9 protein-coding genes and 1 riboswitch are annotated in these 16,107 nt (G+C 45.5%); of the genes, 4 read left to right on the top strand and 5 right to left on the bottom strand.

What is annotated here, in order from left to right; genetic code table 11:
- Positions 1 to 3: 3 nt before the first annotated feature.
- Positions 4 to 1,332, bottom strand: coding sequence for a hemolysin family protein (locus BK126_RS01475; RefSeq protein ID WP_076310968.1), 1,329 nt, complete (start codon positions 1,330 to 1,332; stop codon positions 4 to 6).
- 251 nt (positions 1,333 to 1,583) lie between these two features.
- On the opposite strand from BK126_RS01475, the gene BK126_RS01470 reads away from it, so the two are divergent.
- Positions 1,584 to 2,315 (top strand): DUF1836 domain-containing protein, encoded by a 732-nt coding sequence (locus BK126_RS01470; protein ID WP_076310967.1) that lies wholly within the window; start codon positions 1,584 to 1,586, stop codon positions 2,313 to 2,315.
- Positions 2,316 to 2,424: 109 nt separating this feature from the next.
- Here BK126_RS01470 and BK126_RS01465 read toward each other — a convergent pair whose 3' ends face one another.
- Positions 2,425 to 2,643 (bottom strand): cation:proton antiporter regulatory subunit, encoded by a 219-nt coding sequence (locus tag BK126_RS01465; protein ID WP_076310966.1) that lies wholly within the window; start codon positions 2,641 to 2,643, stop codon positions 2,425 to 2,427.
- 498 nt (positions 2,644 to 3,141) lie between these two features.
- Between BK126_RS01465 and BK126_RS01460 the strand changes: the two genes are divergently transcribed.
- Both BK126_RS01460 and glgD read left to right on the top strand, forming a co-directional pair.
- Positions 3,142 to 4,290 carry a glucose-1-phosphate adenylyltransferase gene (locus tag BK126_RS01460; RefSeq protein WP_076310965.1) on the top strand — a complete coding sequence of 383 codons (1,149 nt, stop codon included), beginning with the start codon at positions 3,142 to 3,144 and terminating at the stop codon, positions 4,288 to 4,290.
- Between the two features lie 25 nt (positions 4,291 to 4,315).
- The gene (gene glgD / locus BK126_RS01455; RefSeq protein WP_076310964.1) at positions 4,316 to 5,416 is read left to right on the top strand and encodes a glucose-1-phosphate adenylyltransferase subunit GlgD; all 1,101 of its coding nucleotides are present in this window, start codon (positions 4,316 to 4,318) and stop codon (positions 5,414 to 5,416) included.
- Positions 5,417 to 5,541: 125 nt separating this feature from the next.
- On the opposite strand, the gene BK126_RS01450 is transcribed toward glgD, so the two are convergent.
- The 3 genes from BK126_RS01450 to BK126_RS01440 all read right to left on the bottom strand — a co-directional run bounded on the left by BK126_RS01450 (position 5,542) and on the right by BK126_RS01440 (position 14,889).
- On the bottom strand, positions 5,542 to 6,003 hold the full coding sequence (locus BK126_RS01450; protein ID WP_076310963.1) for a C40 family peptidase: 462 nt from the start codon (positions 6,001 to 6,003) through the stop codon (positions 5,542 to 5,544).
- A 6-nt stretch (positions 6,004 to 6,009) separates the two neighbouring features.
- Positions 6,010 to 6,147: riboswitch (cyclic di-AMP (ydaO/yuaA leader) on the bottom strand.
- 340 nt (positions 6,148 to 6,487) lie between these two features.
- Positions 6,488 to 8,182: a DUF11 domain-containing protein gene (locus BK126_RS01445; protein ID WP_076310962.1), complete on the bottom strand. Its 1,695-nt coding sequence runs from the start codon at positions 8,180 to 8,182 to the stop codon at positions 6,488 to 6,490.
- A complete protein-coding gene (locus BK126_RS01440) occupies positions 8,179 to 14,889 on the bottom strand; it encodes a beta strand repeat-containing protein (protein ID WP_076310961.1) in 6,711 nt (2,236 codons plus the stop codon). The genes BK126_RS01445 and BK126_RS01440 overlap by 4 nt, the downstream gene beginning before the upstream one ends.
- A gap of 238 nt (positions 14,890 to 15,127) precedes the next feature.
- Here BK126_RS01440 and BK126_RS01435 point away from each other — a divergent pair, with 238 nt between their 5' ends.
- On the top strand, positions 15,128 to 15,898 hold the full coding sequence (locus BK126_RS01435) for a GTP pyrophosphokinase (RefSeq protein WP_076310960.1): 771 nt from the start codon (positions 15,128 to 15,130) through the stop codon (positions 15,896 to 15,898).
- Positions 15,899 to 16,107: the final 209 nt, after the last annotated feature.

Here is a 16,107-nt window from a genome sequence, read left to right as displayed (position 1 = left end):
TCTTTAGCCGACCGCCTGCGGGGTCAATTCCAGCTCAAGCTCCTCGGGAGCTTTTTTGAATTCAACCTTCTTGACACGGTTGCGACCTACTTCTTTGACAGTGAAGACCATTCCTTCGTGATAATGGGTATGTCCGACCTTAGGATTCATCAGGATCGTGAACAGCCAGCCGCCAATCGTATCGGCGGTTTCTAGGTCGAAGTGCAGCCCTGTAAGGTCGGCAATTTGATCTAATTGAATCTTGCCATCTACAATGTAATGCATTTCACCAATCTGTTCAATTTCTTTGCGTTCTTCAGAGTCAAATTCATCCCGAATTTCGCCGACGATTTCTTCAAGAATGTCCTCGATGGTGATGAGTCCTGCGGTACCACCAAATTCATCAACAATGACAGCCAGGTGAACCTGTTCTTTTTGCATTCTCTTTAAGAGCTCATTCACAGGTGTTGCTTCTGAAACAGATAGTACAGGGTGCAAGAACTGTTTGAGATCAAACGTTTCATTCTCTCTATAGTTCAGGAACAATTGCTTCGTATTAATCATGCCTACGATCTGATCCTTCCCCTGGTGGGCAACAGGAAAGCGTGTATATTGTTCTCTGTGGATAATATTCATGTTCTCTTCAAGTGTATTGTTTGTATATAAGCAGACCATATCGGTACGAGGAATCATGATCTCCTTGGCAAGCTTCTCGTCAAAAGCAAATATCCGGTTTACATAGCCATATTCTGTATTGTTAATTTTACCGCTCTGGTAGCTCTCGGATAATATGATTTGAATTTCTTCCTCCGAGTGTGCATCCTCGTGTTCCTTCACCGGCTTTAGACCAAACATTTGAACGAGCTTGTTAGCTGAGCCATTAAGCAGCCAAATAAACGGATACATGATCTTATAAAACAGCATAATCGGTCTAGCAACGATGAATGTGATCGCTTCGGCTTTTTGGATCGCCATCGTCTTCGGCGCAAGCTCACCTACAACAACATGTAAGAATGTAACGATCATAAACGCAATAATGAAAGAGAGGAGATGAACTAATTCCTCAGGTGCGCCCAGGCGTGCGAACAAAGGTTCAATCATAATCGCAACTGTGGGTTCACCCAACCATCCTAGACCTAAAGCCGTAATAGTAATCCCTAGCTGACAAGCCGATAAATAACCATCCAGATTCGTTGTTACCTTCTGTACGGCAAGGGCACCTCTGCGTCCTTCGAGCACCAGCTGGTCGACACGGCTCGGCCTGAGCTTGATGATCGCAAATTCGGTAGCGACGAAGAATGCGGTTAGTACAATGAGTATTGCAAACACTAATAAATTCGGTCCTATACCCATTAGAGTTCTTCACAATCCTTTATAATAAATTTTAGGTTCATATGAACTAATATACCGAACTTATCCTGTGATTATCAATGGTCTGTAGGGTTAATAATAGACCGTATGGGTTAATTTTGGCCCTAATAGAGAGTTAGACGCCAAATTTCCTTATCCTGACCTCTCTTTACAAGGTCATACGTTCGGCGTAATATAAATCCATGTGATTTTTAACAAACATTTAACCATAGACGCAAAGGGAGGTCCGGTAGATGACAGAGTTGTTCTCACTTACTCGCTGTGAAATGGCACAATTGCTGCTGTCCATCGAGGGACAACATCATGAAACACCCCTAGCCATGCTCCAAAAAGCATGGAATAAACATCATCCGTCAGATGTGGAGAATGGCAATGCACTCCCCGCATTCCTATCCACATCCGTGCCGCCGATCTTAGAGAAGCTCATCAAGGGCAATCGTGCAGCAGGATTCTCATTGCAGGAAATCGCTTCGCTCGGTCAGCTCGTTGAATATTCGAATGTCTCTATTACATCCATGCAAAATTGGGTGAAACGAGACTTCAAAGAATATTTGTCCTCTCCGAAAATTGGTAAAAAGTATTCCATCAATCAAGCCTCGTTATTGTTTATTATTGATGACCTCAAATCCGTGCTTGATTTTGAGTCTATCCGTCATTTGTTCGAAGGCATATTTAACCAGCCGGAACGCGAGGATGATGATCTAATTAGTCCACTGCAATTGTACAGCACTTATGCGGAACTGTTTGAACAGCTGGAAGGTCAATATGAACGAACGATTCATACAGATAAGGCAGAGGAAGAAATTCGCACTGCAGCAAGCCGGATGGCCGAACAATTTCCCCATTTGTCTGAGAAGCAGCATCTGGTCGTTCGAAATATTTTGTTCATCGCCACATTATCGATCCAAACGACGTATCTGTATTCTCTGTCCAAACGTTATTTGAATGCCACCTTATTTCTATAAGAAAGGATGACTCATCAATCCCCAAGGATACAAAAAAAGACAGTCCTCGTACAAAAGGCATAGCTCTGTACGCGACTGTCTGATTTTTTGGTAGCTGATTATGGGTTAGTTACCTTTCATTCCATCCGCCAATAATACTCGAGAGCAACATACACTCCTCATCCTCCAGCTCGGCAATAAAGATGAGGCTCTCTTGATCCTCTGGATCGGAACAGTAAATTTCACGGCGTCCATCCTCATGATGAACAATGATGAAATTGGAACCTGCCTTCGTCTCCAATTGATACTTCATCCCTACACCGGGCAATTCAGATTTGAGAAGTTCCATGGGAATAATCCCCTTTCTTAGCGTTAATTCTTATTATAGTTCATACACTCAAAGCCGTATTTTACTATCTGCGAACATGTATTGCAAGCCAAATGCATTATATTTTTTGTAAAAGTATAAATATGTCTAAAGTCGACATATCCCGAGGAGATTAGGGGCGAAACGTCATAAACCTCTGTTTGTCAAGAGCTGTTGCTATTGTTTATAATATAATAGAAATTAATTATTCTTGTAGTTCCTGTTCATGTGTTATGAATTTGAACTAAATGTGTAAATACTCTTAGGTCTACTAACTCTCATTCATTTAACCTCATGCACTATCTTACTGCCATTTACCACTTCTTCAGTAATAACATCATTCCTTACCAACTTCACAAACAGACATACCTACATTACAACTTCATACCTGCGAATTCACTTCACCAGAAGCAGCTACAGTTACTCATACCACCAGAAGCAGCTACAGTTACTCATACCGATTCCTGAGGAGGCTCTTCCATGAACAAAAAAGAAGTGGTGGCCATGTTGCTGGCCGGAGGACAAGGTAAACGTTTGAAGGGTCTGACCAAAACTTTAGCCAAGCCTGCGGTTTATTTTGGAGGAACCTATCGAATTATTGATTTCCCGCTTAGTAATTGTGCTAATTCCGGAATCGATACAGTTGGTGTACTTACTCAGTATGAGCCGCTGATCCTTCATTCCTATGTTGGTATTGGGAGTGATTGGGACCTAAACCGACGTAAAGGCGGAGTATTTGTCCTTCCTCCGCACGAACGCGAAGGAAGTAACAGCTGGTATCGGGGTACCGCGGATGCGATTTATCGCAATATCCATTTTGTTGATCAGTATGATCCTGAGCATGTTCTAATATTGTCAGGCGATCATATCTACAAAATGAACTACGATGCCATGCTGCAGTACCATAAAGAGCGGGATTCGGATTGCACAATCTCCGTTATTGACGTCCCACTATCTGAGGCAAGTCGATTTGGACTGCTAAATACGAACGATAATTACGAGATTTTCGAATTTGAAGAAAAACCAGCGATGCCGCGCAGCACCCTTGCTTCCATGGGTGTGTACCTATTCAAATGGTCTGTGCTGCGTCAGCATTTGCTCGAAAGCGAGCAGGACCCAAATTCCACCTATGATTTTGGTAAAGATATTATTCCTCTTCTGCTCCGTAATGAGAAAAGGCTGTTTGCATACCCATTTGACGGTTATTGGAAGGATGTCGGTACCGTTCAAAGCCTATGGGAGGCTAATATGGACCTCTTGGTTGACGATCCCCCATTAAATTTGAATGATCCGAATTGGCGGATATTTTCCCGTAATCCCAATGAGCCTGCATGTTACATCTCCAAGGATGCGCAAGTACGCAGCAGTATCGTGAATGAAGGTTGTGTAGTGCACGGTGATGTGAACAGGTCTGTATTATTTTATGGCGTTGAGGTTGGAGAGGGAAGCGAAATTACAGATTCGGTGATCATGCCTAAGGTGAAGATTGGGAAGAACGTCAAGATTCATAAAGCGATCGTGAGTGAAAATATGATCATCAGAGACGGTTCTATCATAGGTGGAGAGGATCAGGATGAAATATTGCTCGTTGATGAAGCTTACAGACCTCATACCTATGGTTTGAAATAATATGAACAGGGACGGTGGCCGTTATATGCAACAGCTCATGGGTGTAGTGAACTTGGATCATGAACTCGATTTAATGAACGAATTAACTTATTTTCGCTGCGGCGCAGCCGTTCCATTTGCAGGCAGGTATCGTTTGATCGATTTTGTCCTGTCCAATATGATGCATTCCGGAGTACATAACATCGCTTTGTTTGTTCGTCGTAAATATCGATCCCTGATGGATCATTTAGGGGAAGGCGCGCCATGGGATCTGGACCGCAAGCATGGAGGATTATTCATATTGCCGCCGGATTGGAATGATCCAACGGACAGGTCAAAAGGAGACCTGCAGCATTTTCATAACAATCGTGATTTTTTCCTGAGAGGGTCTGGAACACATATTATTCATACCGGCAGCCAGCATCTCTACACAGCTGATTATAGAGAGATGTTTAATTATCATATGGAAACACAGGCTGACATCACCCTGCTGTATAAAAAAGCAGATGAAATTCTCCCAGAATATGAATCAAGCATCCGAATCGATGTGGATAACGGATGGGTCACGGGGATGCATGGGGAAGGTGGACATCCCAATATCTATTTAGGTGCATTTATTGTAGAGAAGCAGCTGTTCCTGAAATTAATAGATCATTGTATTGCTCATGGCCACAATCATTTCTTTCGAGATGGAATACAGAACAATCTGACCAATCTCAAAATCGCAGCTTATGCTTATGATGGATATCATGCCGTGATTAACTCTGTGGACAGCTATTACCGCAACAGTCTGGAGCTGCTTCAGCAGGAACAGTACAATCAGCTGTTTAAATATCATGAGGTGCATACCAAGATTAAGTATGAGCCGCCAACTCGTTATTTGGAACAGGCCGAAGTCAGTAATTCCTTAATTGCGAATGGATGCGTTATTGGGGGAACGGTGGAGAACAGTATCATTTTTAGGGGTGTTAAGATACATAGCGGGGCGCGAATACGTAACTCGATTATTATGCAGAAATGCGTAATTGAGGAGAATGCGGTGCTTGAGAACGTGATATTGGATAAGGATGTACACTTGTCTGCGGATCGCAGGTTGATCGGTGATGCCAAGAAGCCCTATGTCATTGCGAAGAGCAGCCAAATCTAAACGTAATGCTCCAAGCCCTTGCTGTGTCATATACATCAGAAGGTCCAGGAATCATTCCTGGACCTTCTACAATTATTTTATATGCTTGTACTATTGTTTGAACGATAATATATCGGGTAATGTAATTATAATCCAGCTCTCTCAGCAGAGGCCGGGCTCAGTATTCTTTTGGCTCCGTAGTACTTGGAGCTCCAGTATCCTTTGTTAATCGGTGTAATGGCGATCCCTTTGGATGAGGTAGCGGACACAAATTGATTGTTGCCAAGGTAAATTCCCACATGTGAAACACCGGATCCGCTGGTATTAAAGAAGACAAGATCTCCCTTTACAAGCTCGGATTTCTTGATAGCCTGTCCTTTATGGAATTGCTGTTTGGAGCTGTGAGGCAGATTCACACCAAGCTGCTTATATACATAACGAGTAAATCCGGAGCAATCGAATCCGGATAGAGTGGAACCACCAAATTGGTAAGGTATGCCTACGGTATTGTTAACTGTTTTAGATAGAATAGATGCGGATGCTTCTGTAACTCCTGCGGAGAATAATAGAGCGAACCCTAGTGCCGCTGCTGTTAGTGTCTTTTTCAAAGTAAATAATACTCCTTCCAATGCCTGCGAGGTTAGCTAAGGATTCGGTTGAAGGTTCCCTATGATCACTTTAATATTGATCAATTCACCCATAAATGGTCGGGTCCCCCGCTTCTTGGTGCGAGAATTCGGCAGTTATCAGTCATACACCTAATGATTTCGACAACGAAAGTGACATTAATGATTACGAAATTGTTACTTTATCTACTTTTGGATTTTATCATTCACTGGTATATTTATCAACTCTCTTTTCCGAAGTTTGGCATAGTTTTTTCGTTGTTGTGTAAAATAAATCGTGAAGTGCTCGTTAAACCGAAGGTATAGGAACTTTGGAAGGTGTTCATTCGTTCATAAATTTCTGACAAACTTGTCATTAGTTTTTGTCGAATTTAGTAGATTGAGGAGTTAAGTATCATCCAAGAATAGAAAATCCCTCACTTCCAGGATTGAAGTGAGGGATTTTCATATGATGATTATGATATTTCTATTCATCGTGCTGCTCGATTACAATGATATATTCGTTCGAATGAACTTCCAGTGTATATTCCTTGTTCTCAAACAAATAAGTAAATAATACAGTAACGTACCCTTTTAACAAATCGGATGGCAGAAGTCCTTCGATATTCACACGAACGATATATTCAATCTCTGCATATTGTCCCGGCTCAAGAACCCCTATGATGAGTATCCCGTCTATCAAATCTTGTATTGAGAAGGGCTTTATGGTCCCATCCTGGAAGTGCAAGATTCCCCTCATAAGCGCTGTACCCGGTGGAATGAGACCTCGCAGCGATAGAGCTGCTGCAAGATTTCCAGTATTGCGAACCAAGATTCGTATGGTGACATCATCACCCCGCTCAACCCGGACAGGCTGTGAAGTGAGCTCCGCCTGAATAACAGGTGCAAGAAATAATACCTGGACCTCTGTCTCCTCACGAAGCGAGACCGTTCTGCTATCGGTCAGTCGATACGTAAACTGGAGAGCTGCTTGATTGATCAGATTCATCTGCGTAATTCGGGAATAGGGGGTGAAGGATACAAGGGCTCGGTACGTAATGACCGTTCTGGATCCAGGAAACAAAGTACCCAGCCTTATGCCTAGCACAGGATTGGCATTGTGAACCTCGACCCCGTTGATTTGAACCGAATAATCTTCGAAGATAAGACCTTGTGGAAAATTCATATAGTAAACAGCCTCGATCGGGAGATCCCCTTCATTTAGTATCACAGCAGTAAACTGAACAGCGCCTCCATAGGTGACTTGACCAGGCATGACCGTTACGACCATGTTCACGACGGGTTCAACTGGGGAAAGTACGACTTCATTGGAACTGGTCTGTACAGGCACGCCGTCAGAGGTGTAAGCAACGAGTACTTCGCTCGATAAAGGACTACTAACGCTGAGCACACGAACTTGGTATGTCAGCTGTACAACCTCTCCAGGATTAATGACGGGAAGTATAAAGCCTTGAACAGGATCAAGACCCGGGGAGATGATACCGTTAAGTATCACACTCCCCGGAACAAAGCTCATTCCTGCAGAGAGCACTACGCTCAATCTCGCATTGAGCACGGGTACGGAGCCTGTATTTTGAATCGTTACAGTAAAAGTAATAACATCTCCAACAAAGGTTTGAAGCGTGTTGGCACGCTGAGATATGGTCAGCTGCGCATTGGCAATTGCAATCCGCACACCGTTAGAAGTGACGTATCTCGTGATGGTTCGACCATCCAAAGTTTGAAAAGTATACGCTGCGCTTGCCACATTGAAGATCTCGTTAGAAGGCGGAAGGCTGGTGACAATGGCTTGAAAACTGATATTGGCTGCTGAGCTGCTGGCAACGATACCTATATTCAGAGGTGAAGAAATGTCTACACCCGGAAGAGGCTGCCCATTCCGAAGCACACTGTTAACAATAAATTGCAGACCTTCCGGGATCGCATCCTGCACAATAACCTCTGCATCGGCGTTCCCTGTGTTAGCAATGTTCAGCTCGTATGTGATGATGCTGCCTAATGCAGCTTGCGTAACGGAAGCTGATTTTTGAATCGTGATTACCGGTCCGGTTAGTGGAATGCTCACCAGGTTGGAATAAGCTACACCACCTGTTGCTCCTGATATAAAAGTAACCGACGTTTGGTTCTGAAGAAGGCGTTCCTGATTCGGATCCAGGCTCATATCAAGACAACCTGCACCTGGAATGTAACTGCGACAGAGGTACCTTCTTCGATCGTCCCTACATTGATGCCTGAATTTGGATTGGCTGAAGGTCTTGGTACACCTTCTACGGTAACACTGCCTGTGACAAAAATTGTGCCAATTGGTACAGGGTCAACCATGATGACATTGTTCACTTCTGTAATCCCGTTATTGGTAATAACGACAGTATATGTGATGACATCTCCCACGACAGCATCAATTGCAGGGGAGCTCTTCACTACAGTAACATCTGGCGATGATACCGGAATAACCAGCACATTAGAGCTGATGGTTCCATACAATACACGCCCATCTGGCGGTGAGTACGTATAATTGCCGGTCGCTTGATTGACTAACTGCTGAGGATTCGGCAGCGTATCAACAACAACTTGAAGGGTAACGGTAATGGATACGCTATTTCCAGGCTGTACCAGCCCGACTGGTATGCCGGTGCCCGGATTTGCTCCCGGTTGCGGAACTCCATTAATGAGTACGCTATTCGGAATGAGCACGGTGCCTGTTGGCAAGTCATCAAACAAGACCATATCTGCTGGCAGATTGCCGTTATTCGTCAAGCTCAGGAAATACACAATTGTATCCCCAACGGTCGCGTTGGATGAGCTTGCCGTTTTGACGAGATTCAAGATCGGCTGATAGATTGCAGTAGATACCGTATTGGAATAAGAAGCTCCCGTAAAGGTTCCTGTTGTAAAGCTGATCGATGATTGGTTCTCAATAATATATGGCGCTGGGGGCAAAGCATTGATACTGACTGCAAAATTAACGGTTGCTGATGCTCCGGGTGCAAGTGTACCGATGCTGATCCCTCCGGCTGGATTTGCACTAGGCTGGGTAACGCCATTAATCGTAACACTGCCAGGAACGAAGCTGCTCTGGGACGGTAGAACATCAGATAGAACCGCGTTACTGACATTTGTAATCCCGCTATTGGTAATTACAACACTGTAAGTTATGGTATCGCCAACCACTGCTGTAGGCACCGAGACACTCTTGACTAATGAAACATTCGGCGAAGAGACCGGAATCTGCAGCAGATTGGAAGCAAAGGAGCCATTTAACGTACGGCCGTCAGGCAATGTATAAGTAAAGGTTGAATTCGCCTGGTTGGATAGCTGCTGGCTTACAGGCAGGCTGTCTACCGTTACAGAGAAGAGGACAGTAGCTGTTGTCGAGATGACCCCGAGGTCAATACCTGCAGCCGGATTTGCACCTGCTATAGGAGCTCCATTTACAATGACGCTGTTAGGGACCAGTGTTGTTCCGGCGGGAATGTTATCAGTAAGAATGACATTAGCTCCATAATTACCTGCATTCGAGTATACGATGCTGTAAACGACGGTATCTCCGACGGTTGCATTAGCCGTATTGGCGGACTTTACGGCCGTTAGGATCGGTTGGAATACTGGAGTCGTCACGGTATTCGAGAAGGTACTTCCTGAGAAGGTACCGGAAGTAAAGGTAACCGTTGTGCGGTTAGTAAGCTCAGCAGGTGTTGTCGGAGGCAGAGCGTTTACCTGTACCTGAAAAGTAACATTGACACTGGCACCCGGCGGAATGCTTCCAATGTTGATGCCGGTAGAAGGATTGGCAGCGGGAATAGATACTGCATCTACCGTTACACTTCCGGGAACAAAGGTTGCAAATGAAGGCAGCGGGTCACTCAGAATTACATTGTTTACCGCTGCGATGCCGTTATTCGTGACATTTACACTGTAAGTATTTACATCACCTACTGATAGCGCCGTCAGCGCAGAAATTTTTACTACCGCGACATCTGGAGCAGAGACGGTTATAACAGAGACATTGGAGGCGGTGTTGTCGCTTAAGGTTCTGCCGGAAGGAAGCGTGTAAGCATAAGCAATAAACGATTGATTTGACAGAATTTGCGGACTCGGCAAAGTATCAATGACGACCGAGAATATGATGGTTGTTGAAGTACCTGGAGCCACGACGCCCGCGGGAATACCTACTGCCGGATCGGCTCCAGGAGCCGGAAGGCCGTTAATTAATACACTGTTTACGACAAAGGACGTCCCAACTGGTATCGGATCCGTTAATGTGAATGATGCAGCATAGTTGCCTGAATTCGTGACACTAATGGTATAGGTGATCGTATCACCGACGGTCGCATTGATGGAGCTCCCTGACTTGACAGCGCTGAGAACAGGCTCATATACCGGAATAATCGGCGTGTTGGAATAGGTGGTCCCTGTAAAAGCGCCTGATGTATAGGTAACCGCCGCCTGATTTGTAATTTGAGGAGGACTAGGTACAGTGTCCACCCTTACGTTATAGGTTACTGTAGTGGAGGTTCCGGGTGTAATGGTACCCAGTTCAATCCCTCCCGCAGGAAAAGCAGAAGGGTCAGGCACCCCGTTAATGGTCACACTTCCCGGTATGAAGGTCGTGCCTGGCGTAGGATCTGAGAACAGGACGTTCGTGACCGGAGCAATCCCTTCATTAAGGGTAGTTACCGTAAAGGTGATAATATCTCCCACTGAAACATCGGCCAGTGAGCTCGATTTCGTCACTTCTACATCTGGAGCGGACACGGGGAAGCTGACGGTATTCGATACCGCAGTGCCCGTCAACGTCCGATTATCCGGAGGTGTAAAAGTAAAGACAGAGGATGCCTGATTGGTGATCAGCTGTGGTGACGGCAGGGAAGTAACCACGACGGCAAAAGAGACGGTTACGCTCTGTCCTGCAGCAATGGTACCAATACTGACCCCATCACTAATGACCACACCGGGAACCGGGCTGCCCTGAACAATAACACTGTTAGGCGAGAATGTGGTTCCTGCCGGAACGGTATCGCTCAGAACCAAATCGGCTGCCAGATTGCCTGCGTTGGTAATAACAACGGTATATACAATGGTATCACCCACTGTTGCGTTACTTGTACTTGCTGTTTTTTGCAGAGAAATTTGCGGCTGTATGACAGGAATGGTAGATGTATTGGAGTTCGAAGTACCTGAGAAGACGCCGGATGTAAAGCTTACGGTTGATTGGTTATTAATTTCTGAAGGCACTGCCATGGTCACATTCACCTCAAAAGTTACGGTCGCGTTGACTGCAGGAGCCAAGCTGCCGATTGGAATACCTGATTGCGGAGATGCAGATGGAAGAGGAGTTCCATTTACAGTCGCGCTCCCAGGAATGAAGGAAACTTGGGATGGAAGCCTATCGCTGAGTACGATGTTATTAATTGGTGCGCCTCCATTGTTTGTAACGACAATCGTATAAATAATGGAATCTCCCACAATAGCCGTTGTTCTGGAGGGAGTCTTACTAAGTGTCACATTTGGAGCCGAGACGTTAACCGTGACCGAATTGGAGGAAGCAGTACCGGTTAATGTTCTTCCGCTTCCTGTCTGGTAGAAGTAATTCACGTCAGCCTGATTGATCACCCGCTGGGATAACGGCAGATCATTGACGGTCGCAATGAAGGTGACTGTTGTCGTTCCGCCCGCAGGAATGCTGGTAATGTTGATCCCTGTTTCCGGGTCTGCGCCTGGAGTAGGCTGACCATCAATGACAACACTGTTAGCATCAAATACGACCTCTGGCGGAAGCTCATCGAAGAGTGTGGCAAAAGCCGGTGTGTTTCCTGTGTTAGAGAGTATAAAAGTATACGTTAAGGTTTGACCTACAGTGACGTTTGATCTGTTAGCAGACTTGGTTAGTGATACATTCGCATTATAGACAGGCAGGATAACAGTATTGGATACAGATGCCCCGGTGAATGTACCACTGGTAAAAGCGACACTTGCCTGATTCGCTACTATTCCTGATTCGTTGAGGGCAACAATTTGAAGCTGGAAGCTGACTACGACGGAGGACTGACCAGGTACAGACCCGATGGCCACTCCACCAGAAGGATTGGAAGCTTGAGACACCACACCGTTAACTCTTACTGAACCCGGAACAAAGACGGTTCCCTGCGGGATGGTATCCGAGATAATGACATTGCTGACAGGCTCTACGCCATTGTTGGAAGCAGTAAGGGTATAAGTGATAACATCACCGATTGCGGCTTCGGCTGCGTTGGCAATTTTATCAACGGTTACATTTGGAGCCGATACAGGAATAGTGACAGTATTGGACAAACTTGAGCCTGTTAGTGTACGGCCGCTTGGAAGCACATAGGAGTAATTAGCCGAGGCCGTATTCGATATGGAAGGCGGTGCAGGTAGAGACGCAACCTGAAGCTGAAAAGTAATCGTATTGGTGATTCCCGCTGTCAGTGTCCCGATAAATATGCCTGATACTGGATCAGCGCCAGGCACACTGGTGCCTCCAATCGTAACACTCCCTGGGACAAAAAGGGTACCAGCAGGTATAGGATCTGTGACTGATACTTGTGCACCGATGTTACCTGTATTTTGCAGGCAGATGTTTACTGTAATGATATCGCCGATTGTAGCATAATTGTCGTTCAATGATTTCACAGCACTGATAATCGGCTGATATACAGGAGTAGATACCGTGTTCGAGGTGCCAAGACCGTTAAAAGTCCCTGAACGGTATGCGACACTGGCCTGATTGACGATTTGCCCGCTCGCAGGAACAGACTGGATGAGCACCTGAAAGGTTACGGTCGATGAGCTTCCTCCTGGGATACTTGGCAGCGAAATACCGCTTCCGGGATTCGCATTATTGCGGGTTACTCCATTAACCGTGATGCTTCCGGGTACAAGGGAGGTTCCTGCAGGAATAACATCCGTAAATACGATGCTTGCCAAGGCTGTAGTACCGTTATTCGCTATCACCGTTGTATAGGTGAGCACCTCACCTACTGCGGCATCCGTCAGATTTGCTGTTTTGCTGACAGCTACATTTGGCAATGATACAGGCGTTGACAAGGTATTGGAGGCAGCTGATCCACTAAATACACGACCATCCGGTGGTTGATAGGTGTAGGATACGGAGGCTAGATTGTTTAGTGTCGGGGGAGAAGGCAAGGAATTTACAACGACCTGGAATGTGACCTGTGAGGTGCTGCCTGCCGCAACGACTCCGATATTCACTCCTGTCGCAGGATTTGCCCCTGCGATGGTACTGCCATTCACTTGAAAGCTTCCTGGCACATAGCTGGTGCCGGCCGGAACATTGTCAGTAAAAGTGGTGGTCGCCCCGATATTCCCTGAATTTGTAACTGCAATAGAATAAGTAAGAGTATCCCCGACGGTTGCATTAGCGATGTTGGAGGATTTGACTAGATTAAAAATGGGAGCATACACCGGAAGTGTTACAGCATTGGACGGAATAACGCCGGTAATAGTGCTTCCACCCGCAACGCTTTGGAACGTAAAAGCGGCATTCGCCGTGTTCACCACCTGCTGAGGGCTCGGGATGGACGTTACTGTAGCACGATACGTAATCGTCACGCTGCTTGACAGATTCAATGTGCCGATTGGTACGCCTGAACGAATATCCAGCGTTGGTCTTTGAGTTCCTGCAACCGTAACGCTTCCCGTAACAAAGGTTAGACCTGCAGGCAGCACATCGGTAAGGACGACATTGGCTGCATTTGCTGTACCTGTATTTGCAACAACAACGGTGTAAATGACGGTGTCGCCAACAACCAGGCCAGATACGTTTGCGCTTTTGGATACCGTTATATTGGGTGAATTAATGTTGATCTGCAGTGCATTGGCATTCACGATATAAACATCGCCGGAGGTTGTAAGATTAAGCACCGCTGAGGTCTGATTATTGACAAGTCTGGCGGATATATCTACGTTTGTAATATCCCAGCCCTGACGTCCGGCGATGATATTCGTCCCTGGTGCACCGTTCGTCTGATTGGACGTGCCAAAGCTTCCTGTTGTATTCAACTGTCCCGCATCATTATTAATTTGTGAGGCGAAGAAGTTGTTCGCGAAGTTGTTCGGCCCGGATAAAGACACGAGCGTAGCTGCGGTCGGTCCGAACTGTGCCGAGTCTCCGGTACGGTTCGCATCTCCTTCCTGGGCGCTAAAGAGGGCTCTTCCTCCAAGTGCGCCTGAAGTAGGGGTGGCAAATCCGGTTATCGTCGATTGATTGGACGCATTAACCAGAAGACCGCCTGCCCGAAGCGTCATATTACGAAAAGGCAGCGTCGGGTTATTGTAGATTACGGCAAGCGTCCATCCCGCATGATTAGCTGTCGTATCGTTATTAACAACGATCGTTCCCACGACTCCGCCGGTAATGTAAGTCCCTGCTCCCCCTTGTTGAACGAGGGAAGTGACATTGGCCGATCTTACATAAGCCTGTGCTCCGTTACCAAGATCAAAGGCATTATAAGTAGTGGGGTCAGGTGTCACGCTGCTGGTGCCGGCAGGAGTCGTGAAGATTACCGGGTTGTTGATTGCCGAACTTAAATTGACACTGCCGTTGATGTAAGAGCCGCCCCATATAAGCTCGGCATAGAGTACCGTACTTCCTGAGGGAAGTACCAGCACCGCTGATGAATTGTTGCTCTGGTATGAGCTGGTTGTGCCTAACGGGTATGTACCGAATCTGACTGCCGAGTTCGTTGTGATAAAGGCGCCGATGCTGTCCAAGGTACCTGGCACACCCTCCGTGACGGAGCGGCTTAAGCCGAGTGTATTACCAGTAAAGGTGATTGCGCCTGTTGCATTGTACGTTGCACGTAAAACAAGAGGAATTGGAGTCACCCCCTTGAAAAATATGGATTAAGTGTATAAATGAATGAACCTGCCGAGCGCGATCTTATCATGATGTCTAACTATTTATATCATCTTATGCCTCCATTCCTGTAAATTTGTTCTTTTTTTCGATAAAGCTGCCTGTTTTGAAATGGGGAGTCCAGATCGTGTACAATGAAATGAGGAAAAGAATATTAATCAAGTTATTTCTGTAGGATCACCTAGAGTGAGGAAGGAAGAAATACACATGAATCAAATGAGTCAGCTAGATCAGATGAAGCGAATCAAGCATGAAATTACCCGTTTTGTGATGGTATACAAATTTGCGCTGGACGAAATTGAGACCAAGATCGATATTCTAAAAGAAGAGTTCGAAGCCTTTCATGATTACAGTCCTATTGAACATACCAAGTCCAGATTGAAGTCTCCGGAGAGCATTCTAAAGAAATTGTATCGCAAGGGTTATCCGATTTCGCTTGGCAACATTAAAGAGCATATCAAGGATATCGCAGGCCTTCGAATCACGTGTTCATTTATATCCGATATTTATAAAGTCAGTGATATGCTGCAGAAGCAAAGTGACATCAAAGTGCTGGATGTGAAGGACTATATTGCCAATCCCAAGCCGAATGGCTACAAAAGTCTGCATCTGATTATTGAAGTACCCGTATTTCTGTCTGACGGGACAGAGAATGTTTGCGTTGAAGTTCAGATTCGAACGATCGCGATGGACTTCTGGGCGAGCCTGGAGCACAAAATATTTTACAAATATAACAAGGACGTTCCTGAGCATATGCTTAGAGAGCTGAAGAGCGCGGCGGATGCAGCAAACCATCTGGATCATAAGATGGAGAGATTGCATCATGAAATCCAGGAAATAAAGGATCTTCAGGCAGAGGAAGAGGACCCTCGTAAGATTATTATCAGGGATCAGCAATTCATGCTGCCGAACGCCTTTATGGAGATCATTGATCAAGCTGCCGATCAGTTTATATCTGACAAGGATAATAATAAATAAGCTTATTTAATTGAGGCGAATGAACGGCTGTAGACCAGCCTGCTTAGTAAAAGGATAATCGATTACCTAAAAGACGAGTTCCATTCTGTTTTATAGAATGGAGCTCGTCTTTTTTTCTTACCTCAGAATTTTGCATTATTGATATATATACTAAGAGGTATCTATCTAGCTTGAGTTAGATTGTGATTGTACGGTAGCCGGGAGCAATT

This window comes from Paenibacillus sp. FSL H7-0326 (genome assembly GCF_001955535.1).
GTDB classification, from domain to species: domain Bacteria; phylum Bacillota; class Bacilli; order Paenibacillales; family Paenibacillaceae; genus Paenibacillus; species Paenibacillus shunpengii.
Note: the sequence above shows the minus strand (reverse complement) of the source record. Positions and strands in the feature narration are given on the sequence as shown.